This window comes from Streptomyces sp. URMC 126 (assembly GCF_051386555.1).
In the GTDB taxonomy this organism is placed as follows: Bacteria; Actinomycetota; Actinomycetes; order Streptomycetales; family Streptomycetaceae; genus Streptomyces.
Genome location: NZ_JBPQTX010001173.1, coordinates 1 through 247, shown reverse-complemented (window position 1 = coordinate 247; position 247 = coordinate 1). Strand labels below are relative to the sequence as shown.

The following is a 247-nucleotide window of genomic DNA, read 5'->3' as shown; positions in this document are numbered from 1 at the left end:
ACGCCGCCTTTTGCAGGGTCGTCACTACGATCGAAGATCAGGCCAGCAAGCGCAACGAGATCGGTTGAGTCAATCGGTTCATCGTCTTGCAGAAAAAAGTTGCCAAACGCTCGCAGATCCTGATTTGTTTCATTGCGGATCAATAGGCCGCCGTCATGCACTGCCAGCGTATTCCCGCCGGGGCTGATAGTGGTTCCCAGATCTATGCTGCCGCTTCCCTGCACCTCGATCGCCGCGCGCGTTCCTC

The 247-nt window shown here is 56.7% G+C and carries 1 protein-coding gene; it reads right to left on the bottom strand.

Annotated features, from left to right (window positions below; translation table 11 throughout):
- Nucleotides 1-247 (bottom strand): hypothetical protein (locus ACSNOK_RS35555; RefSeq protein ID WP_436784802.1); only part of this gene is annotated, 247 nt, incomplete at both ends.